Annotated in this window: 19 protein-coding genes; 12 read left to right on the top strand and 7 right to left on the bottom strand. The window is 71.5% G+C overall.

All coding sequences use genetic code 11. The features are described from left to right. The first annotated feature begins 56 nt into the window (after positions 1-56). Complete coding sequence (locus SSP24_RS20945) at positions 57-1,787, top strand: N-acyl-D-amino-acid deacylase family protein (protein ID WP_141311195.1); 1,731 nt, start codon at positions 57-59, stop codon at positions 1,785-1,787. Then, positions 1,784-3,229, top strand: coding sequence for an aldehyde dehydrogenase family protein (locus SSP24_RS20940; RefSeq protein WP_229864920.1), 1,446 nt, complete (start codon positions 1,784-1,786; stop codon positions 3,227-3,229). The genes SSP24_RS20945 and SSP24_RS20940 overlap by 4 nt, the downstream gene beginning before the upstream one ends. Before the next feature lie 28 nt (positions 3,230-3,257). Here SSP24_RS20940 and SSP24_RS20935 read toward each other — a convergent pair whose 3' ends face one another. Both SSP24_RS20935 and SSP24_RS20930 read right to left on the bottom strand, forming a co-directional pair. Then, positions 3,258-4,655, bottom strand: coding sequence for an alpha/beta hydrolase family protein (locus SSP24_RS20935; protein ID WP_141311194.1), 1,398 nt, complete (start codon positions 4,653-4,655; stop codon positions 3,258-3,260). Between the two features lie 69 nt (positions 4,656-4,724). Next, a complete protein-coding gene (locus SSP24_RS20930; protein WP_141311193.1) occupies positions 4,725-5,135 on the bottom strand; it encodes a nitroreductase/quinone reductase family protein in 411 nt (136 codons plus the stop codon). 81 nt (positions 5,136-5,216) lie between these two features. On the opposite strand from SSP24_RS20930, the gene SSP24_RS20925 reads away from it, so the two are divergent. Continuing rightward, positions 5,217-6,044 (top strand): endonuclease/exonuclease/phosphatase family protein, encoded by an 828-nt coding sequence (locus tag SSP24_RS20925; protein WP_141311192.1) that lies wholly within the window; start codon positions 5,217-5,219, stop codon positions 6,042-6,044. 2 nt (positions 6,045-6,046) lie between these two features. Here the strand turns inward: SSP24_RS20925 and SSP24_RS20920 are convergent, their stop codons facing one another. Both SSP24_RS20920 and SSP24_RS20915 read right to left on the bottom strand, forming a co-directional pair. Further along, on the bottom strand, positions 6,047-6,250 hold the full coding sequence (locus tag SSP24_RS20920) for a DUF397 domain-containing protein (protein ID WP_141311191.1): 204 nt from the start codon (positions 6,248-6,250) through the stop codon (positions 6,047-6,049). An 11-nt stretch (positions 6,251-6,261) separates the two neighbouring features. Then, positions 6,262-7,113 (bottom strand): helix-turn-helix domain-containing protein, encoded by an 852-nt coding sequence (locus SSP24_RS20915; protein WP_141311190.1) that lies wholly within the window; start codon positions 7,111-7,113, stop codon positions 6,262-6,264. A 209-nt stretch (positions 7,114-7,322) separates the two neighbouring features. On the opposite strand from SSP24_RS20915, the gene SSP24_RS20910 reads away from it, so the two are divergent. From SSP24_RS20910 to SSP24_RS20900, 3 genes are all read left to right on the top strand, one after another. After that, complete coding sequence (locus SSP24_RS20910; RefSeq protein ID WP_141311189.1) at positions 7,323-7,763, top strand: ATP-binding protein; 441 nt, start codon at positions 7,323-7,325, stop codon at positions 7,761-7,763. Positions 7,764-7,843: 80 nt separating this feature from the next. Further along, positions 7,844-8,122, top strand: a complete 279-nt coding sequence (locus SSP24_RS20905; RefSeq protein WP_141311188.1) for a hypothetical protein — start codon at positions 7,844-7,846, stop codon at positions 8,120-8,122. Further along, positions 8,119-8,400, top strand: coding sequence for a hypothetical protein (locus tag SSP24_RS20900; RefSeq protein WP_141311187.1), 282 nt, complete (start codon positions 8,119-8,121; stop codon positions 8,398-8,400). Before SSP24_RS20905 ends, SSP24_RS20900 begins: the two co-directional genes overlap by 4 nt. A gap of 54 nt (positions 8,401-8,454) precedes the next feature. Here SSP24_RS20900 and SSP24_RS20895 read toward each other — a convergent pair whose 3' ends face one another. Next, complete coding sequence (locus tag SSP24_RS20895) at positions 8,455-9,972, bottom strand: CehA/McbA family metallohydrolase (RefSeq protein WP_141311186.1); 1,518 nt, start codon at positions 9,970-9,972, stop codon at positions 8,455-8,457. A gap of 133 nt (positions 9,973-10,105) precedes the next feature. On the opposite strand from SSP24_RS20895, the gene SSP24_RS20890 reads away from it, so the two are divergent. The 3 genes from SSP24_RS20890 (at position 10,106) to SSP24_RS20880 (ending at position 14,221) form a co-directional block, all read left to right on the top strand. Then, positions 10,106-10,954, top strand: a complete 849-nt coding sequence (locus tag SSP24_RS20890; protein WP_141311185.1) for an LLM class F420-dependent oxidoreductase — start codon at positions 10,106-10,108, stop codon at positions 10,952-10,954. 38 nt (positions 10,955-10,992) lie between these two features. Further along, positions 10,993-13,578 (top strand): bifunctional FO biosynthesis protein CofGH, encoded by a 2,586-nt coding sequence (locus SSP24_RS20885; RefSeq protein WP_141311184.1) that lies wholly within the window; start codon positions 10,993-10,995, stop codon positions 13,576-13,578. 73 nt (positions 13,579-13,651) lie between these two features. Then, the gene (locus SSP24_RS20880) at positions 13,652-14,221 is read left to right on the top strand and encodes a hypothetical protein (RefSeq protein ID WP_141311183.1); all 570 of its coding nucleotides are present in this window, start codon (positions 13,652-13,654) and stop codon (positions 14,219-14,221) included. Here the strand turns inward: SSP24_RS20880 and SSP24_RS20875 are convergent. Further along, the gene (locus SSP24_RS20875) at positions 14,214-14,729 is read right to left on the bottom strand and encodes a DUF2165 domain-containing protein (protein ID WP_141311182.1); all 516 of its coding nucleotides are present in this window, start codon (positions 14,727-14,729) and stop codon (positions 14,214-14,216) included. The two genes, SSP24_RS20880 and SSP24_RS20875, sit on opposite strands and share 8 nt — an antisense overlap. A gap of 110 nt (positions 14,730-14,839) precedes the next feature. Between SSP24_RS20875 and SSP24_RS20870 the strand changes: the two genes are divergently transcribed. The 3 genes from SSP24_RS20870 to SSP24_RS42915 are packed head-to-tail and all read left to right on the top strand — an operon-like array spanning position 14,840 to position 17,653. Next, positions 14,840-15,955 carry an ADP-ribosylglycohydrolase family protein gene (locus tag SSP24_RS20870; protein ID WP_141311181.1) on the top strand — a complete coding sequence of 372 codons (1,116 nt, stop codon included), beginning with the start codon at positions 14,840-14,842 and terminating at the stop codon, positions 15,953-15,955. 44 nt (positions 15,956-15,999) lie between these two features. After that, complete coding sequence (locus SSP24_RS20865) at positions 16,000-16,689, top strand: RNA polymerase sigma factor (RefSeq protein WP_141311180.1); 690 nt, start codon at positions 16,000-16,002, stop codon at positions 16,687-16,689. Further along, positions 16,670-17,653 carry a CU044_5270 family protein gene (locus SSP24_RS42915; protein WP_167529645.1) on the top strand — a complete coding sequence of 328 codons (984 nt, stop codon included), beginning with the start codon at positions 16,670-16,672 and terminating at the stop codon, positions 17,651-17,653. Before SSP24_RS20865 ends, SSP24_RS42915 begins: the two co-directional genes overlap by 20 nt. 61 nt (positions 17,654-17,714) lie before the next feature. Here SSP24_RS42915 and SSP24_RS20850 read toward each other — a convergent pair whose 3' ends face one another. Continuing rightward, complete coding sequence (locus SSP24_RS20850) at positions 17,715-19,286, bottom strand: sodium:solute symporter family protein (RefSeq protein ID WP_141311177.1); 1,572 nt, start codon at positions 19,284-19,286, stop codon at positions 17,715-17,717. Positions 19,287-19,337 lie beyond the last annotated feature (51 nt).

Here is a 19,337-nt window from a genome sequence, read left to right as displayed (position 1 = left end):
ACAGCCCCGCGCCCCTAGGTAGGACCGATCACCGCGACTCCAGGAGGTGAACCCCCATGCTCGATCACGTCATCAAAGGTGCCGCCGTTGTCGATGGGACCGGTGCGGCTGCTTACACCGCCGACGTCGGGATACAGGACGGGCGGATCGTCGGCATCGGGAAGATCGGCGAAGCCGCCCGTACGGCCGAGGACGCCTCCGGGCTCGTCCTCGCCCCCGGCTTCGTCGACCCCCACACCCACTACGACGCCCAGCTCTTTTGGGACCCGTACGCCACCCCCTCCCTCAATCACGGCGTCACCACGGTCGCCGCCGGGAACTGTGGGTTCACACTGGCGCCTCTCAACCCCGCCCGCCCCGAGGACGCCGACTACACCCGTCGCATGATGTCCAAGGTCGAGGGCATGTCGCTGGTGGCGTTGGAGGAGGGGGCGCCCTGGAGTTGGCACGGCTTCGGGGAGTATCTGGATGCCCTGGAGGGGCGGATCGCGGTCAACGCCGGGTTCATGGTGGGGCATTGTGCGCTGCGGCGGTACGTCATGGGGGCGGACGCCGTGGGCGGACAGCCCACCGGCGATCAGCTCGCCGCCATGGTGCGGCTGCTGCACGACGCCATGGACGCGGGGGCGTGGGGGCTGTCCACCACCCAGTCGTCGACCCACTCCGACGGCGACGGGCAGCCGGTCGCCTCGCGGCACGCCGGGCCCGCCGAACTGCTGGCGCTCTCGCGGGCGGTCGGGGAGCACGAGGGGACGCAGATCGAGGCAATCGTCGCGGGGTGCCTGGATCAGTTCAGCGACGCCGAGATCGAGCTGCTGGTGGAGATGAGCGCGGCGGCCGGGCGCCCGCTGAACTGGAACGTCCTGACGATCGACGCGGCGGTCCCGCAGCGGGTGCCGAGGCAGCTGCTGGCCAGTGAGCGGGCCCGGAAGGCGGGCGGCCGGGTCGTGGCGCTGACCATGCCGATCCTCACGCCGATGAACATGTCGCTGGGCACGTTCTGCGCGCTCAACCTCATCCCGGGGTGGGGCGAGATCCTGGGCCTGCCCGTGCCCGAGCGGATCCGGAAGCTTCGCGACGCGGACGTACGCGCCGGGATGCTCCAGCGGGCGGCGTCCAAGGAGGCGGGCGTCTTCCGGCGGCTGACGGACTTCGGGCGGTACGTCATCGGCGACACGTACAGCGCGGAGAACGCGGGCGTGAGGGGGAGGGTCGTACGGGAGATCGCGGCGGAGCGCGGGCAGGATCCCTTCGCCTGCCTGGTCGAGATCTGCGCGAACGACGATCTGCGCACCGTCCTGTGGCCCATGCCCACCGACAACGACCCCGCGTCCTGGGCGCTGCGCGCCGAGACCTGGCAGCACGAGGACGTCCTGCTGGGCGGCTCGGACGCGGGCGCGCATCTGGACCGCATGTGCGGGGCGCCGTACACCACGCGCTTCCTCGGGGACTGTCTGCGCGGCCGGAAACTGGTGGGGCTGGAGCAGGCGGTGAAGATGCTGACCGACGATCCGGCCAGGCTCTTCGGGCTCCGGGACCGGGGTCGGATCCGGGAGGGGTACCACGCGGACCTGGTCCTCCTCGACCCGGAACGCATCGACGCCGGTACGGCCACCCTGGTGCACGACCTGCCCGGGGACAGCCCGCGGCTGGACTCCAAGGCCCTTGGCGTACGGGCGGTCTGGGTCAACGGCGTCGAGGCGATCCGGGACGACGTGGTGACGGGCGCGGTGCCGGGGCGGGTGCTGCGGTCGGGGCGGGACACCCGGACGGTGAGCACCCGGTGAACCGGCGGCTGTTCATCGGCGGGGCGTGGGTCGAGCCGGACGGCGGCCACTACGAGGTGACCGACCCGGCGACCGAGCAGACCGTCGGGTGGGCGCCGGAGGCCTCGCGGGATCAGGTGCACGCGGCGTGCGAGGCGGCGCGCGCGGCCTTCGGGGCGTGGTCGGCGACGCCCGCGGAGGAGCGGGCGGCGGTGCTGGGGCGGGCCGCGGAGATCATCCGGGCCCGCCTCGTGCCGTACGCCGAACTGGCCCAGGCGGAGACGGGCGCGACGACCGGCACGGCACGCGGGATGCAGGTGGGCGTCGCGGCGGCGCGCTTTCGCCGGTACGCCCGCGTCGAGCCCGCCGAGTGGCCGATCGCGCCGCAGATCAACGAGGCCGGTCCGATGGGTAAGGCGGGTGTGATGGGGGCACTGGCCGTGCGGCAGCCGGTCGGGGTCGTCACCTGTATCACCTCGTACAACAACCCCTGGGCGAACACGGCCGGAAAGGTCGCCCCGGCTCTGGCGATGGGCAACACGGTGGTGGTGAAACCGGCCCCGCAGGACCCGCTGTCGGTGTACCGTTTGGCGGAGGCGCTGGCGGAGGCGGGGGCTCCGCCGGGCGTGGTGAACGTGGTCTCGGGGCGAGCGGTGGAGGTCGGGGAGGCCGCCGTCGCCTCGCCCGAGGTCGACATGGTCAGCTTCACCGGCTCCACGGCCGTCGGTCAGCGCATCGCCGAGGTGTGCGGACGGTCCATGAAACGCCAGTTGATGGAGCTGGGCGGCAAGGGCGCGGCGCTCGTCTTCGACGACGCCGACCTCGGCTCGGCGGTCGCGGGCATCGGCACGACGTTCGCCTTCTACAGCGGCCAGATCTGCACGGCACCGACGCGGGTGCTGGCGCAGCGGGGGGTGTACGACCGGCTGGTGGAGCAACTCGCCGCCTATGCGGGCCGGTTGAAGGTCGGCGATCCGCGTGAGCGGGACACGGTCGTCGGCCCGCTGATCTCCGCCGCGCACCGGGAGCGCGTGGAGTCGTACGTCGAACTCGGGCGCAAGGAAGGCGCGGTGGTCGTGACCGGCGGCGAACGACCGCCCCTGGACCGCGGCTTCTACGTGTCCCCGACCCTCCTGGCCGACTGCACGAACGACATGCGTGTGGCCCGGGAGGAGATCTTCGGCCCGGTGGTCGTCGTCATCCCCTTCGACGACGAGGAGGGGGGCGTGGCCCTGGCCAACGACAGCGACTACGGCCTCATCGACTACGTGTGGTCCGCCGACGTGGCCCGCGCCTTCCGCGTCGCCCGCCGCCTGCGGGCGGGCGGCGTCGGCATCAACACCGTCGGCCGCAACATGGAGGCGCCCTTCGGCGGCTTCAAGAAGAGCGGCGTGGGTCGGGACGTCGGCTCCTACGCCCTGCACGCGTACAGCGAGGTGCAGGCGATCGTGTGGCCGGGATGAGGACCCCCTGCTTCTAGACCCCCTGCTTCTAACGGTTGGCCAGTGTCTCGTTCAGCCAGTCGAAGACGACCTCGCTGTGCTGCTGCGGGGCCATCGGGGAGCAGTGCAGCTGCGCGCCGGTGGCCGCGGTGAGTTTCACGTAGTCCTTGGGCGAGGTCAGCCTCTCGAACATCTGGCGTGCCTGGCCGGGGTAGAACTGTTCGCCCTCGTAGTCCAGGACCAGCGCGGGCATCTTGATGCGGCCCACCACGTTCGTGATGTCCAGTGCTTGGATGCGCTTCGCGGGCGTGTAGAAGTCGGTGAACATCCTGCCCTCGCGGGCGTCGAGCATGGCCGGTACGGAGAAGGGCTCGAAGCGCTTCTTCATCGTCGCGGCATCGGCGGCGGGCAGCTCGGGAACGACCTCCTTGTTCCAGATGTCGTTGGTCTCCTGCTTGTTCGGGGTGAGGATCTCCCGGATCTCCGGAGGGAAGCCCAGCCAGGGCGTCAGACAGCCGGGCATCGCCACCACGGCCGCGAGCCGGTCCTCGAAGGCCGCCGCACGGGGCGCCAGGTCGCCCGCCATGCTCAGCCCGGTCAGGGCGATCCGGTCGGGGTCCACGTCCGCACGGGCGACCAGCCAGTAGACGAGCGGGCCGACGACCTTCTCCCAGGTCGGCGTGAAGACCACCCGGTTCACGAAGAGCAACTGCCCCTGGCCCGGTCCGTCGTACACGAGGGCGTTCCAGCCGCGGTCCAGGGCGGCCGGGACGCCGTAGGTCCACATGTCGACGTTCTGTCCGTCGCTGCCGTTGGTGAGGATCACGGTGGGGCGGCGCCGCTCGGACTCGTCCGGCCGGAAGAACCACACGGGCAGCGGCGTCTTCCCGTACGGCACGCTCGTCCGCACCGGCGCCGGGTCGCACAGCTCGCAGAACTTGTCCCAGGCGCCGCGTCCGGCCCGGTACAGCTGCTCCTCGCGGCCCGGGTCGTCGGAGCCGAGGACGTAGAACAGGGCCTGGCCGTAGTACTGCGCCGCTCGCAGCGCACGCCACCGCGTCGTCTGATCGTCGGGCTTGCTGCCCTGAGGTGCTGCCATGAGCTGGTCGCCGAGCTTCCTGAAGGTCTCGACGTACGACTGCGCGGACAGGCCGGCCTTGTTGATCGCGTTGACGGCGGTGAGCACCTCGCCCACCTCACCGGCGCCGGCACCGGAGCCACCGAGTGTCCACAGCCCGTTGAAGTTGAACCCCGGGTTCTCGAACAGCGTCATCACCCCGGGCGTGGGGCCGCCTGCCGGGGTGGTGCCCGTGGGGCTGGGCGTGGGCGCGCTCGCGCTCGACGCGGTGCACCCGGCGGCCAGTGCGGCCCCGGCGGCGCCGGCGAGCCCGGCGAGTGCGGTGCGGCGGGTGGGCGTGGGCGCACCGTCTCCGGAGACATCCTTCATACGAAGTGAAAGTACGACCCCGGTGTCCGGGCCCCGATACGCCACGCACCGGCCTCCCCCGAACGGCCGTCAGGCGCGGGCGTCACCGTCGGCCAGATCCACCCGCACCGTCAGCAGTTTCGTGCCGATCGCCCGTACCGCCGCGCTGTTCATGCGGGGCAGGCCGCGCAGCCGGGCGACCGGGTCGTCGTCCGGCAGGAGATGAGCCGTCCCCTCGTACCACCGCCCGCCGAGCCGCACCCGCACCCTCGGGTTGGCGCGGATGTTGCGGACGTACTGGGAGCGGTCGCCGAATTCCGAGACCAGCCAGAAGGCGTCGCCGACGCGGCGGCCGCCGACCGGGGTGCGGCGGGGCAGGCCGGAGACGCGGCCCGTGGTCTCCAGGAGGGTCTGGAAAGGAACCCGGCGCAGGACCGGGTTGACGAGGCGGCGCTGAATGGTCGTGGTGGTGCGGAATCTGAGGTCGTCGATCCGGCTCATCGGCGTGAGATCTCCTGTGTCGTATCAGGGGTGGCTGTTGATTCAATGGTCCTCGGACGCGGTGCGACGAGGGCGGTGGGCATGCGGGTCGTGACCTGGAACCTGTGGTGGCGGTTCGGGCCCTGGGCGGAACGGCAGAAGGCGATCCTCGGCGCGCTGCGCGAGCTGCGTCCCGATGTCGTGGGCCTGCAGGAGGTGTGGGACGCGGGCGGTGAGAACCTCGCCGAGTGGCTGGCCGGCGAACTCGGCCTGCACTGGACGTGGGCCCCCTCGCACGCCCCCGAGCGCTGGCAGCACCGCATCGGCGACCCCGCCGTCGGTATCGGCAACGCCGTCCTCAGCCGCTGGCCCATCACCGAACAGGCCGTCCTCCCGCTCCCGGCGCCCACGGACGTCAACGACGGCCGCCTCGCCCTCTACACCCGCCTGGCCACCCCCTCCTACCCGGTGCCCTTCTTCACCACCCACCTCACCTCCGCCCTGCACGCCTCGGCGACCCGCTGCCGTCAGGTCACCGCGCTCGCCGAGTTCGTCGCCGAACACCGCGGCGACACCCCGTTCCCTCCGGTCGTCACCGGCGACTTCAACGCCTGGCCCGACTCCGACGAGATCCGCCTCTTCGGCGGCTACCGCACGGCCCCGGCCGTCCCCCGCCAGGTCCTCCTCGACGCCTGGGAGTACGCCGACCCGGCCGCCCCGTCCCACACGTGGGACCCGGCGAACCCGTACGTCGCCCCCGGCCGGTACCCCGGCGCCCGCGTCGACTACATCCACGTCGGCCCACCCGGCCCGAACGCCCTCGGCCACGTCCGCTCGGTCCGCCGAGCGGGCGACGGCCCGGTGGACGGCGTCTGGCCCTCGGACCACGCGGCGGTGGTCGCGGACCTGGCCGGGCCGCCCGCGGCGTGAGATCAGCGGCCGGTGACTGGGGTCAGCGGGGCGCGGTCCTTCAGCGCGCCGAGCAGGGAGGCGAAGGCGGCGCGGCTGACGGTGAGGACGGTCTGGGGTGAGGTGGGGCGGTCGGTGAGGTGGATGGACTGTGGGGTGACGGATATGTGGACGCAGGCGTCGCCTTCCTGGCAGTAGGACGACTTCTTCCAGCGGTGCGCGGACATCTCGGCCTCCGTTACAGGTTGTGGGCAATGGCATGGATGAGATCCCGGGACTTATCGGGTCCGAGGGCGGTGGCTTCCACGATGTCGAGCAGATTCCGGTACTTCCCCAGGAGCGCCTCGGCGTCGAGCAGCACCGGGCCGTGGAACTGATCGAGCTGCGCGGTGTCGAGCTGCGGTACACGGCCGTACAGGTAGTTGATCGACTGTCCCGAGCCGGGAAACGCGCCGACGTCGTACGGGAGTACCCGGATCGTGATGTGCTCGCGTTCGCTCATGTCGAGCAGATGCTGCAACTGGGCACGTGCCACGTTCCGGCCGCCGACGCGCATGTGCAGGGCAGCCTCGTGCACGGTGGTGCGGTACGGAGTCGGGTCGGGCCCGTACAGCACGCCCTGCCGTTTGATCCGGTGCGAAACCCGATGCTCGACCTCGGGTGGAGTGGGCGGGGGAATGACGTGGCGGAAGATCTCACGCGCGTGGTCGGCGGTCTGGAGCAATCCCGGCATGTGCGAGGTGTACGCGGTGCGTACGGCGATGGCGTGGTGCTCCAGCTCGGCCACGTCGAGGAGCCCTGACGGCAGCACCTCCCGATACGACTCCCACCAGCCGAACGTCCTGTCGGTCGCCATGTCGACCAGGGCCTCGATGAACCCCTGGTCCGGGCAGGAGTAGATGCGGGCCAGAGCCCGGATGCGTTCCGGGCTCACGCCGAACCGGCCCGACTCCACGTTGCTGAGCTGCCCTTGGCTCGTACCGAGCGCACGCGCGGCCTCGGTCGCCGTCATGCCCGCGCGCTCACGCATCTTGCGCAGCTCCACGGCGAGCCGGAGGCGGCGGGCCGTCAGGGGCGGTCTTGCGGGCATGTGAACTCCTCCTGCACGTGTGTTCCGTCGGTAGGTCACTCACACGGGGGAAATCGACCGAAGTATCTCCGAGGGCTGCAAATGCCATTTGCCGAGCCCCTATCTTCGTTACCGGGCCCCCGGCCCCGGAAGCGCACCGTGGGACGCCATGGCAGAGACACCGGGCATCGCAGACAACCCCAACACCCTTCAACGATCGGAGATTTCCGATGGCCACCGTATCCCCGCCTTGGAACTACACCCTGCACCTTCCGCACGATCCACGCGCCCCCGGTATCGCGCGGGGCACCCTCAGACTGATTCTCGCCGCTCATGAGATGCCCGACCTCGTCCCGACAGCGGAGCTGCTCGCGGCCGAGCTGTTGGCGAACTCCCACTGCCACACCCAGGGGCCGTACGCCCTGCGCCTTCGCTCCGCCGAGCCCGGCCGGCTCCGCGTGGCCGTGTGGGACACCGACCCCCGAGTCCCGCCCGGCTTCTCGAACGCGGATGCCTCTGCGATTTCGCCGGACGCCGAGCACGGCCGCGGACTGCCCCTGGTCCGGGCCTGCGCGGACGCGTGGGGCGCGTCGGTCCTCCGTGAGCTGGGCGCGTCGAAGGGCGGCAAGCTGCTGTGGGCCGAGTGCGGAGGCGGGGCGAGGACGTGGTGAGCGGGGGCGCGCGCTGTCTGTCCTGGGCGGGCGGCGCCATACTGGGAGGCGGAGCCACGCCCGTACACCAGGAGCAGACCATGAGCGCACAGCCTGAACACGGCGGCTGGGGTGCCATGCCCCTCCCGGAGATCCGGACCGTGGACGACCTGCGCAGCGCGCTCAGCCGCTACGGCTTCCCGGGCGACCGGGAGCGGTTCGAGGAGGAGCTGGCGGCCGCCATAGGAGCCTCACCGACCAACGACTTCGCCGGCGCCGCGGCCGTGGTCCGGGCCTACCGGCACCGGGTCCTGATCAGGAACTCGCCCGAGATCATGACGGCCCTGGAAGACGCACGAGCCGGAGGCAGCGGCGGGTGAACGAGGTCCCGTTGGAGGAGGCCGAGCCCGCTCGGAAGGCGTTCGGCGACCTGGCGGAGGGGGAGCGGGAAGTCGTCCGGGAAGCGCTCGTGGCCATCCGCCGCGACCCGGCGGTGGGTCGTGAGATCCCCGGCTGGCGGCCCCCCTCCGTGGAATACACGTACACGACACCCCTGGCCCGTGACTCCGCCGAGGCGATCACGGTCGTGTACACGCACACGCCAGGCATGGGAGTGACAGTCGTCTACTACTTCCGTGACCCACAGGTGGTGGACTGAGCGGCGCGAAGGCCAGGGTGACGACGAGTACGTCGCCCGGGGTCCCGGCCTGGCTCACGTGCCGCCCAGGAAGATCGGGTTCGTGAACGCAGCCAACGCCCCCGGCAGCGGCCCCACCGCCGCCTCGTGTCTCAACTCGGCCCGTACGTACGCCGCGTACGACGGCGTCGTACGCCACTCCACGACCCCCGAACCCGCCACCGGCAACGGCGCGCTCGTGTGCAGCACGCCCTGGTCGGTGACGAACCGGACGACGCAGCGCGGGGCCCCGCTCGCCTCCAGTCGCACGGTCACCGGAGTGTCCCGGTCGGCCCTCAACCGCTCGCCGATACCCGCGTGTTCGCCCCGTCCGCCGGACGCCGTGAAGGACAGCGACACGTTTGCCGACTCGGCGATGTACGAACGCCCCGCGCGGATGCCCTCCTGGATCGCCTCCCGGGTCAGATCGTCGGCGAGGACGACCGTCTGCGGGCGGCCGACGACGTCCGGGTCCCGGTGGGCGTCGCTGCTGCCCATCGCCGGGATCCAGTCCCGGCGCTCCTCCCGCCCTTCGTCCCGCACGGACGCGACCAGCATGCTGTCCCAGTCGGCCAGCGCCATCTCGTCGTCGGGCGTCCAGGGGCCGTTCCACACCTCGATGGCGTCCGCCTCGCCGAAGCCGAACTTCCAGTTGCAGCCGATGCAGGTGGCGTGCGGGTGGGCCGGTACGACCAGGCCGCCCGCCTTGCGGATCTGGCGGGCGAACCGGCCGTAGCGGTTGTCGCGGGCCCGGTAGCGCCAGTCGACGAAGGTGCCGGGGTCGGTGCCGAGCGCGACCACGTGACCGTTGCGCGTCGTGACCTCCTCGCCCAGCATCACCAGCAGGTCGTCGCCCGCGACGTCCGCCCAATGGGCGTGCGCGGAATGGGTGTTGTGCTCCGAGCTGTTGATGAAGTCCAGGCCCGCCGCCCGCGCCAGCGCCCCGATCTCGGCGGGGGTGCGGCGCCCGTCGGAGTACCAGGAATGCAGATGGCAGTCGCCCCGGTACCAGTCCCGCCCCCGTCCCTTCGCCCGGTCCGGCGGGTACGTCGGCTCGACGGCGGCACCGGGTTCGCCGTACGTCAGCGTGATCGTGATCTCGTAGGTCAGTCCCTGCGGCGCCACCGTGTACGGGCCCAGCGCGATGTGCCAGGTGCCGCGCCGCACCGGACCGGGGAGGTAGCCGGGGGTCGCGTCGTCCGCGCGGATGAAGAACTCCGTGCGCGCCCCGCCCGACCAGCCCCGAAAGCCCCGGCCGCCCAGCTCGGTGCCGCGTTCGTCGAAGATGCCGATGTCGAGGGCGTTGCCCGCGGTGCCGGAGGGGACGGACGGGCGGTCGTAGGTGTAGGCGACCTTGAGCTCCCGTACGCCCGAGGGGATGTCCACCGGTACGTACACGAAGTCGGGCGAACCGGGCGGGAGTGTGCCCCGTACGGTCTTCGTCTGCTGCTGGCCCGCGGCCGACGCGAAGCTCACACCCGAGAGCGTAAGCGCGGCGGCGGCACCCGTCACGAACAGCGTGCGTCTTCCGATCCCTGCCTCGTCGTCACACATGCCGACCAGGATGGGCGCAAGGCGTGAACTCCGGAACACCGCAAGGGGATCGTGCCCTTACGTGCCCAGGCTTCCGGGCTGATGCCGACCGGTCGGTATGGACAGTTGGCGCATCCCCGGGTAGAGATGGGACATGCGCATCGCCGTCACCATCTTCCTCACGGACGAGACCATCACCCCGACCCGGCTCGCCCGTGAGCTGGAGCAGCGGGGCTTCGCCGGGCTGTATCTGCCCGAGCACACCCATATCCCGGTCGAGCGGACGACGCCGTACCCGGCGGGCGGCGACCTGCCGCCCGAGTACGGCCGCACCCTCGACCCCTTCGTCGCCCTCGGCCAGGCCGCCGCCGTCACCGAGCGCCTCGGTCTCGGCACCGGCATCACGCTGGTCGCCCAGCACGATCCGATCGACCTGGCCAAGCAGATCGCGACCGTCGACCACCTCTCCGGCGGCCGCTTCACCCTCGGCCTCGGCTTCGGCTGGAACGTCGAGGAGGCCGCCGACCACGGCGTGGAGTGGCGGACGCGGCGGGAGCTGGTCCGGGACCGGATGGCGTTGATGCGCGCGCTGTGGTCGGAGGAACCCTCCGCGTACGAGGGCGAGTTCGGAAGTGTGCGCGCGAGCTACGCCCACCCCAAGCCCGTGCAGAAGCCGCGCGGGCCGGTCGTGGGTCCCCGCACGCTCGTCGGCGGCGCCGCGGGCCCGAAGCTGATCGCGCACATCTGCGAGTACGCCGACGGCTGGCTGCCGATCGGCGGGCGCGGCCTGTCCGAGTCACTGCCGGTGCTCCGCGCCGCCTGGTCCGACGCCGGCCGCGACCCGTCCGCGCTCCAGGTCGTCCCGTACGCCGTCCACCCCACCCCGGGCAAGCTCGCGCACTACGCGGAGCTGGGCATCGAGGAGGTCGTCGTGCAGTTGCCGCCGGCCGGGGAGGCGGAGGTGCTGCGGGCGTTGGACGGGTACGGCGCCTTCCTGGGCTGACTTCCCGGCGCTGATCAGCCCAACCGTATCCTCGAAGGATGACGACTTCCGCGACCTCCGGAACCGGCCCCACCGAGAACTCCCTGCGTCGCGCCCTCAAACGCGCCCGTGACGGCGTCGCCCTCGACGTCACCGAGGCGGCCGTACTGCTCCAGGCCCGCGGCGAGGCCCTCGACGACCTCGCCGCGTCCGCTGCCCGGGTGCGGGACGCGGGACTTGAAGCGGCCGGCCGCCCCGGCGTCATCACGTACTCGAAGAGCGTCTTCATCCCCCTGACCCGGCTGTGCCGGGACAAGTGCCACTACTGCACGTTCGTCACCGTGCCCGGCAAGCTGCGCCGGACGGGACATGGAATGTTCATGTCCCCGGACGAGGTGCTCGACATCGCCCGGCGCGGTGCCGCGCTCGGCTGCAAGGAAGCCCTCATCACCCTCGGCGACAAGCCCGAGGACCGCTGGCCGGAGGCGCGCGAGTGGCTCGACGCGCACGGCTACGACGACACCATCGCCTACGTCCGCGCCATCTCCATCCGCATCCTGGAGGAGACGGGCCTGCTCCCTCACCTCAACCCGGGCGTGATGACGTGGACCGACTTCCAGCGCCTTAAGCCCGTGGCCCCGTCGATGGGCATGATGCTGGAGACGACGGCGACCCGCCTGTGGTCCGAGCCCGGCGGCCCGCACTACGGCTCCCCGGACAAGGAACCCGCCATACGCCTGCGGGTGTTGGAGGACGCGGGACGCTCCTCCGTCCCCTTCACGTCCGGGATCCTGATCGGCATCGGCGAGACGTACGAGGAGCGCGCCGAGTCCCTGTTCGCGCTGCGCCGCGTCTCCCGGGCGTACCACGGCATTCAGGAGCTGATCATCCAGAACTTCCGCGCCAAGCCGGACACCGCGATGCGCGGCATGCCGGACGCGGAGCTGGACGAACTGGTCGCGACGGTGGCGGTGGCCCGGCACATCATGGGCCCTGCGGCCTGCCTCCAGGCCCCGCCGAACCTGGTCGACGCGGAGTACGAGCGGCTGATCGGCGCCGGGATCGACGACTGGGGCGGCGTCTCCCCGCTGACCATCGACCATGTCAACCCCGAGCGCCCCTGGCCGCAGATCGACGAGCTGGCGGCGAAGTCCGCGGCAGCCGGTTTCGAACTGCGGGAACGTCTCTGCGTGTACCCGGAGTTCGTCCGCCGCGGCGAGCCCTGGCTGGACCCGAGGCTGCGCCCGCACGTGGCGGCCCTGGCCGACCCGGAGACGGGCCTGGCCCGCGCGGACGCGGTCGTCGAGGGCCACCCGTGGCAGGAGCCGGACGAGGCGTTCGTGTCGTCCGGCCGTACGGACCTGCACGCCACGATCGACACCGAGGGCCGTACGTCCGACCGCCGCGACGACTTCGACGAGGTGTACGGCGACTGGGGCGCCCTGCGCGAGGCGGCCGCCCCCGGGATGGTCCCGGAACGCATCGACACGGACGTACGGGCGGCGCTGGCGACGGCGGCGAACGACCCGACGCGCCTGACGGACGAAGAAGCGCTGGCGCTCCTCCATGCCGACGGCCCGGCGCTGGACGCGCTGTGCTCGGTGGCCGACGACGTGCGCAAGTCGGCGGTCGGCGACGACGTGACGTACATCGTCACCCGCAACATCAACTTCACCAACGTCTGCTACACCGGCTGCCGCTTCTGCGCCTTCGCGCAGCGCCGCACGGACGCCGACGCGTACACGCTGTCGCTGGACCAGGTGGCGGACCGCGCCCAACAGGCATGGGACGTGGGCGCGGTGGAGGTCTGCATGCAGGGCGGCATCCACCCGGACCTGCCCGGGACGGCGTACTTCGACATCGCGAAGGCGGTGAAGGACCGGGTCCCGGGCATGCATGTGCACGCCTTCTCCCCGATGGAGGTGGTGAACGGCGCGACCCGCACGGGCATGTCGATCCGGGAGTGGCTGACGGCGGCGAAGGAGGCGGGCCTGGACTCCATCCCGGGTACGGCGGCGGAGATCCTGGACGACGAGGTCCGCTGGGTGCTGACGAAGGGCAAGCTCCCCACGGCCACGTGGATCGAGGTCATCACGACGGCCCACGAACTGGGCATCCGTTCCTCCTCCACGATGATGTACGGCCACGTGGACCAGCCCCGCCACTGGCTGGGCCACCTGCGCACGCTGGCCGGCATCCAGCAGCGCACGGGCGGCTTCACGGAGTTCGTGACGCTCCCGTTCATCCACACGAACGCACCGGTGTACTTGGCGGGCATCGCCCGCCCGGGCCCGTCGACGAGGGACAACAGGGCGGTCACGGCCATGGCCCGCCTGCTCCTGCACCCCTGGATCCCCAACATCCAGACAAGCTGGGTGAAACTGGGCACGGAAGGTGCGGCGGAAATGCTCCGCTCCGGCGCGAACGACCTGGGCGGCACGCTGATGGAGGAGACGATCTCCCGCATGGCGGGCTCGTCGTACGGCTCGTACAAGTCGGTCCGCGACCTGGTGGCGGTGGCGGAGGCGGCGGGCCGCCCGTCCCGCCCCCGCACGACGCTGTACGGGGAGGTCCCGGAGGAACGGCAGAAGGCGGCGGCGGCCTCGGACGGGCATCTGCCGGAGTTGTTGCCGGTGCTGGACTGACGGAGGGGCGTTCAGGCACGCACAGTACGATGATCCGACCCCCGATGTCGGGGGTCGGAGACTGAGGAGATGCGTGCCCGTGCCTGCCCGACGGCTTCCCTCGTGGGCCTGGGTGTCCGGCCTGACCGTGGGGGCGATCACGGCGGTCGTCGTGCTGGCCGTGCAGGCCGAGCGGGGGCCGCGCCCCACGGCCACGGCGACCCGGCCCAGCCCCTCGGCGTCCGCGAGCGCCGAGCCCACGCCGAGCACGCCGGCCCCGGCGGCCGTACCCGACGGCTCGGGGACCGGGCGGCGGATCGTCTACTCGCTGGGGGAGCGGCGGGTGTGGCTGGTCGACGCCAGCGACAGCTCCCGCCGTACGTTCACGGTGTGGCCCGGCACGGTCGACCCCGACCCCGGCAGGTACACGGTCGGCACCCGCACCGAGGCCACCACCGGCTCCGACGGCGTGCAGATCGAGCACGTCGTCTACTTCGCCGCCAAGTCCGGCGTCAACATCGCCTTCTCCGCCGCGGTGGACGGCTCCTCGCCCCCGCCGGCCGCGTCCGGTACGCGCACCGGCGGCATCCGTATGAAGACGGCCGACAGTTCGGCGCTGTGGGCCTTCGGCACGGCGGGGACGACGGTGACGGTCGTCAAGTAGTGGTGTCAGCCTGCCCGTTGGGCAGATGGTTCACCAGCAGCACGACCCCGCTCACCAGGAACACCCGGGTCGCCGCGTCCAGCCCGTTCCAGTCCTCCGACTGCCACATCGCGAACCACTCACCCCCGATCGCGAGGAACCCGGCGCCGAACAGCAGCATCACCATCAGCAGTCCGTACGTCGATATCTGCCGCGCCAACGTGTGGGGGCCGCGCGCCCAGAACCACGTACCGGCGATGAGCAGGAGCGCGGCGACCGTCTCCCACGCGATGATCGCGACATACGCCGCGTCCTGCAGCGCGGTGTCCGTGATGGCTCGCCACATCATGTCCTCGTCCTTGAACGTGGTGTCCATGGCCAGGACATGCCGGACGAAGTCCTGGTTCGTCCCGAAGTCCGTGATGTTCCCGAAGGCGACGAGGGCGATGTAGAGGGCCACGGTGCCGGTGAGCGCGGTGGCGGCGAGGGGGAGTGTGCGTCTGGTGGTGCCTGAGGTGGTTGTGGACATGCCTCTTCTCTACCAGCGTCGGACAGTGCCCACGCCCCCTGATCCAACCGTTCGCCGTCGAATACAGTGCTGAGCTGTCGTACGTACGGACGGTGCCCTGGGGAGGTCTGGTGGATGCGACAGCGGGCGCCGTCTGGGGGCGTGTCGAGCAGCAGGACTTCCGTAGCCGGGTGCGTGGGACGTTGCTCGGTGCCGCCGTCGGGGACGCGCTGGGCGCGCCCGTGGACGGGTTGGACATGGAGGGGATTCGGGCCGCGTACGGGGCTGAGGGTGTCGTCGATCTCGGCCCGGCCTATGGCAGGCGCGGTGCCGTCACGCACCTCACTCAGCTCACCCTCTTCTCCGTCGACGGGCTGATCCGCGCCCAGGTCCGCCGTGACACCGGCGCCTGGCATCCGCCGACCGATCTGCATCGGGCGTATCTGCGCTGGGCCGCCACCCAGCGCGACTGGGGGCCCGACGAGCGGCGCAAGGACGACGGGTGGCTGGCCCGGGAGGAGTGGCTGTACGCCCGGCGCGACCCGGCCCGCGCCCTGCTGATCGGGCTCGGCGACGAGACCATGGGCACGCCGGAGATGCCGAAGAATCCGGGGGAGGCGGGGCCCGAGGCCGCCGCCCGTTCCGCGCCCTTCGGGCTGCTCGTCGGCTGGGAGCCGCAACTCGTCGCCCAGCTCTCCGTGGAGTGCGCCGCCCAGACCCACGGCCACCCCACCGCCTACCTCGCGGCGGGCGCGTACGCCGTGATCGTGCACACGCTGGCGCGCGGCGAGAGCCTTGACGGGGCCGTGCAGCGTGCGCTCGCGCTGCTCGCCGCCCGGCCCGGGCACCAGCCGGTGTCCGACTCGTTGCAGCATGCGCTGGGTGCGGTACGGCAGGGCATCCCGACGCCGGACCGGGTCGCCGACCTGGCCGGCGACGGCACCGCCGACCGGGTCGTCTCCGCCGCCGTCTACTGCGCCCTGGTCGGCGAGGACGTACGCCACGGCCTGCGCCTCGCCGTCAACCACGACGGACCCTCCGCCGCCACCGCCGCCCTCACCGGTGGCCTCCTCGGCGCCCTGCACGGCGAGACCGCCCTGCCGCCGGCCTGGCTGGCCGAGCTGGAGGGCCGCCCCACGATCCTCGAACTGGCCGACGACTTCGCCATGGAGATGACCCAGGGCCCGGCCCTGCACGGCCCGGCCGGCGCGTCCCCGGCCTGGCTGGCCCGCTACCCCCGGGTGTGACCGACCTCACAGGGACCCCGCCCGGCGAACGGACAGGCCGGACTGTGGACCTTTCCCTACGCGCCCGGATACGGGCCGGTGACCCGGAGGCCTTCGGCGCGCTGTTCACCGCGCACGCACAGGCCCTCTACGGTCACGCCGCCCGGCTGACCGGTGACCGTGGCGTCGCGGAGGACGTCGTCTCGCTGACCTTCCTGGAGGCCTGGCGGCTGCGGGAACGACTCAGACCCGAGCCCCCCGACCCCACGGCGGACGGCGACGGACTGCGGCCCTGGCTGTACGGCATCGCCACCAACGTCCTGCGCAACACCCGCCGCGCCGCCCGCCGCCACAGCGCCGCCCTCGCCCGCATCCCGGACCGCCGCGCGGACCGCGAGACGGTGCCGGACTTCGCCGACGAACTGGTCGGCCGTATGGAGGACGCCGAACGGCTCGCGGCCGCCCGTACCGCCCTGCGCCAACTGCGCCGCGCCGAGCGCGAGGTGTTCGCGCTGTGCGTCTGGTCGGGGCTGAGCTACGCGGCCGCCGCCGACGCCCTCGGCGTCCCCGCCAGCACCGTACGGTCCCGCCTCGCCCGCGCCCGGCAGCGGCTGCGGCGGCTGGCCGAGGCGGAGTTGAGGAAGACACCGGAACACACCGCGAGACGCGCTCCCGCCGCCGGACAGGAACCGGATGGCCGCACCGAGCGGCCCGGTCGAACCAGGAGAAGTGCCGATGAACCCCGCAGAGCGTGAAGAACTGGCTCGGCTGCTGCCGAGCCCGGGTGAACCGGTCCTGCCCAGCGACCGTCAGAGCCTGCTGAAGGACCATCTGATGCGCGAGTTCACCCAGGAAGCGAAAGCCCAGGAAGCAGAGGCCCAGGGAGCCCAAGTAGCCCAGGACGCCCGGGAAACCTCCCCCCGGCCCATCCCCCCGCCCCGCCCACGCCCCCTCCGCCGCCTGACGATGATCGCCGTCCCCCTCGCCGCCGCGGCCGCCGTCGTCGCCGTAGCCCTCGGCACCGCAGGACCCGGCGCACCCGACAAGCCGGTCACCGACCAGGAGGCCGTCGCCCTGCTCAACCGCATCGCCACGGCCGCCGACGCCAAGGAGACCGTGCCCGTCCGCGACGACCAGTTCGTCTACACCCGCGTCCAGGGCACCGATTTGTCGGAGGCCGGCAAGGAGTGGGAGTACGAGCGCACGGACTGGCAGGCGATCAAGGGCGGGCGCACTGGCCTGGCCAGAACCGTGGTCCTCGACCCGCCGCCCGGCGGCGGGCCGTTCCGCGACGGCAAGTCCACGCAGGACATGACGATGTACCCGGGCCCCGGTCCCTCCGACTACCGGAGGCTCGAAGCCCTGCCCACCGACCCGCAGAAGCTGTACGAGAAGATCTGGGCCGACACCGAGGGCCAGGGCCCCACCCACGAGTGGGCGGCGATGGAGACGATCGACACCCTGCTGGACCGGGCAGTCCTCATCCCCGACGTCAGCGCGGCCCTCTACCGCGCGGCGGCGAAGATCCCCGGCGTCACGGTGGTCCCGGACGCGACCGACGCCGCCGGACGGCACGGCATCGGGCTCACCTTCCAGGACGGCGACGACCGTGACACCTGGGTCTTCGACAGGACCACCCTGGACTACCTCGGCACGGACGAGACGGCCCTGCTGGAGGTCGGGATCGTCGACAAGGTCGGTCAGTCACCCGGAAACTGACGCCGGACAAGCACGATGGGCGGCCGCCCCCAACGGGTACGGCCGCCCATCCGCTCCGGAGCTACTCCTTGCTCGGCGCAGCCCCCACCACGCCGTCCGCCGGCCCGGCCGGTGCCGGTACGGCTGCCGCTGCCCCGTCGTCGTCCGTGTTGATCTTCTCGATGATCGCCAGCCGGTCCGGGGTGTCCTCCGGCTTCAGGTAGCCGATCAGGATGTACAGGATCAGTGACACCGCCAGCGGGATCGACACCTGGTACTGGAGCGGCACGCCGCCCTCGACGTTCCAGTTGATCGGGTAGTTGACCAGCCAGAAGGCGAACAGCCCCGCCGCCCAGCTGGTGAGCGCCGCCGTCGGCCCGGAGCGGCGGAACGGCCGCAGCAGGCCCAGCATCATCGGGATGGCCATCGGGCCCATCAGCCCGGCCACCCACTTGATCACGACGGTGATGATGTCCTTGAACGTGGGGGAGTTGACCTGCGTAGCCGCCGCCATGGACAACCCGAGGAAGACGACTGTCGCGACCCGCGCCACGACCAGCCCCCTGCGCTCGGTCCACGTCCGCGCCCGGGCCCAGATCACCGGCGCGCAGTCCCGGGTGAAGACGGCGGCGATGGCGTTGGCGTCGGAGGAGCACATGGCCATCGTGTGCGAGAAGAAGCCGACGATGACCAGGCCCAGCAGGCCGTGCGGCAGGAGCTGTTCGGTCATCAGGGCGTAGGAGTCGGAGCCGTCCGGCTTCTGCGACTCCACCAGCAGCGGCGACATCCACATCGGGAAGAACAGCACCAGCGGCCAGACCAGCCAAAGGATCGCCGACAGCCGTGCCGACCGCTCGGCCTCCTTCGCGGTCGGCGTCGCCATGTACCGCTGGGCCTGGTTGAGCATGCCGCCGTTGTATTCGAAGAGCTTGATGAAGAGGAAGGCGAGCAGGAACACCGTCCCGTACGGGCCCACCAGCGGTTGCTCGTGGCCGTCCAGCTCCGGCCGGTCCCAGACGCCGAAGAAGCCGCCGTAGTCGCCGAGTTTCGCCACCACTGCGACGAACATCGCGATACCAGCCAGGAGTTGGATCACGAACTGCCCCAGCTCGGTCAGCGCGTCCGCCCACAGGCCGCCGATCGTGCAGTAGACGGCGGTGATGGTGCCGGTGATGAGGATGCCCTGGTTGAGGGAGACCCCGGTGAACACGGACAACAGGGTCGCGATCGCGGCCCACTTGGCGCCCACGTCCACGATCTTCAGCAGCATGCCGGACCAGGCCAGCGCCTGCTGGGTCTTCAGGTCGTAACGGTTTTTCAGGTATTCCAGCGGGGATGCCACATGGAGCCGGGAACGCAGCCGGTTGATCCGCGGGGCGAACAGCTTCGACCCGATGGCGATGCCCAGCGCGATGGGGAAGGACCAGGTCACGAAGGAGGTGACACCGTAGGTGTAGGCGATCCCGGCGTACCCGGTGAACATCACCGCGCTGTATCCCGACATGTGGTGCGAGATGCCGGACAGCCACCACGGCATCTTCCCGCCGGCGGTGAAGAAGTCGCTGACGTTGTCGACGCGCTTGTGCGACCAGACGCCGATCGCGACCATCACGCCGAAGTAGCCGATGAGCACGGCCCAGTCGAGACTGTTCATGTGCCAACCTTCCGGGGTCCGCCTTGTGAACGGCCCGCTCATCGTGAGTGC

The organism is Streptomyces spinoverrucosus (genome assembly GCF_006539505.1).
Lineage (GTDB): Bacteria > Actinomycetota > Actinomycetes > Streptomycetales > Streptomycetaceae > Streptomyces > Streptomyces spinoverrucosus.
Note: the sequence above shows the minus strand (reverse complement) of the source record. Positions and strands in the feature narration are given on the sequence as shown.

Bases quoted from the DNA above. Each gene is read 5' to 3' on its own strand.
- SSP24_RS20945 (WP_141311195.1), top strand. From the start codon at position 57: ATGCTCGATCACGTCATCAAAGGTGCCGCCGTTGTCGATGGGACCGGT.
- SSP24_RS20935 (WP_141311194.1), bottom strand. From the start codon at position 4,655: ATGAAGGATGTCTCCGGAGACGGTGCGCCCACGCCCACCCGCCGCACC.
- SSP24_RS20930 (WP_141311193.1), bottom strand. From the start codon at position 5,135: ATGAGCCGGATCGACGACCTCAGATTCCGCACCACCACGACCATTCAG.
- SSP24_RS20925 (WP_141311192.1), top strand. From the start codon at position 5,217: ATGCGGGTCGTGACCTGGAACCTGTGGTGGCGGTTCGGGCCCTGGGCG.
- SSP24_RS20920 (WP_141311191.1), bottom strand. From the start codon at position 6,250: ATGTCCGCGCACCGCTGGAAGAAGTCGTCCTACTGCCAGGAAGGCGAC.
- SSP24_RS20915 (WP_141311190.1), bottom strand. From the start codon at position 7,113: ATGCCCGCAAGACCGCCCCTGACGGCCCGCCGCCTCCGGCTCGCCGTG.
- SSP24_RS20910 (WP_141311189.1), top strand. From the start codon at position 7,323: ATGGCCACCGTATCCCCGCCTTGGAACTACACCCTGCACCTTCCGCAC.
- SSP24_RS20905 (WP_141311188.1), top strand. From the start codon at position 7,844: ATGAGCGCACAGCCTGAACACGGCGGCTGGGGTGCCATGCCCCTCCCG.
- SSP24_RS20895 (WP_141311186.1), bottom strand. From the start codon at position 9,972: ATGTGTGACGACGAGGCAGGGATCGGAAGACGCACGCTGTTCGTGACG.
- SSP24_RS20890 (WP_141311185.1), top strand. From the start codon at position 10,106: ATGCGCATCGCCGTCACCATCTTCCTCACGGACGAGACCATCACCCCG.
- SSP24_RS20885 (WP_141311184.1), top strand. From the start codon at position 10,993: ATGACGACTTCCGCGACCTCCGGAACCGGCCCCACCGAGAACTCCCTG.
- SSP24_RS20875 (WP_141311182.1), bottom strand. From the start codon at position 14,729: ATGTCCACAACCACCTCAGGCACCACCAGACGCACACTCCCCCTCGCC.
- SSP24_RS42915 (WP_167529645.1), top strand. From the start codon at position 16,670: ATGAACCCCGCAGAGCGTGAAGAACTGGCTCGGCTGCTGCCGAGCCCG.
- SSP24_RS20850 (WP_141311177.1), bottom strand. From the start codon at position 19,286: ATGAACAGTCTCGACTGGGCCGTGCTCATCGGCTACTTCGGCGTGATG.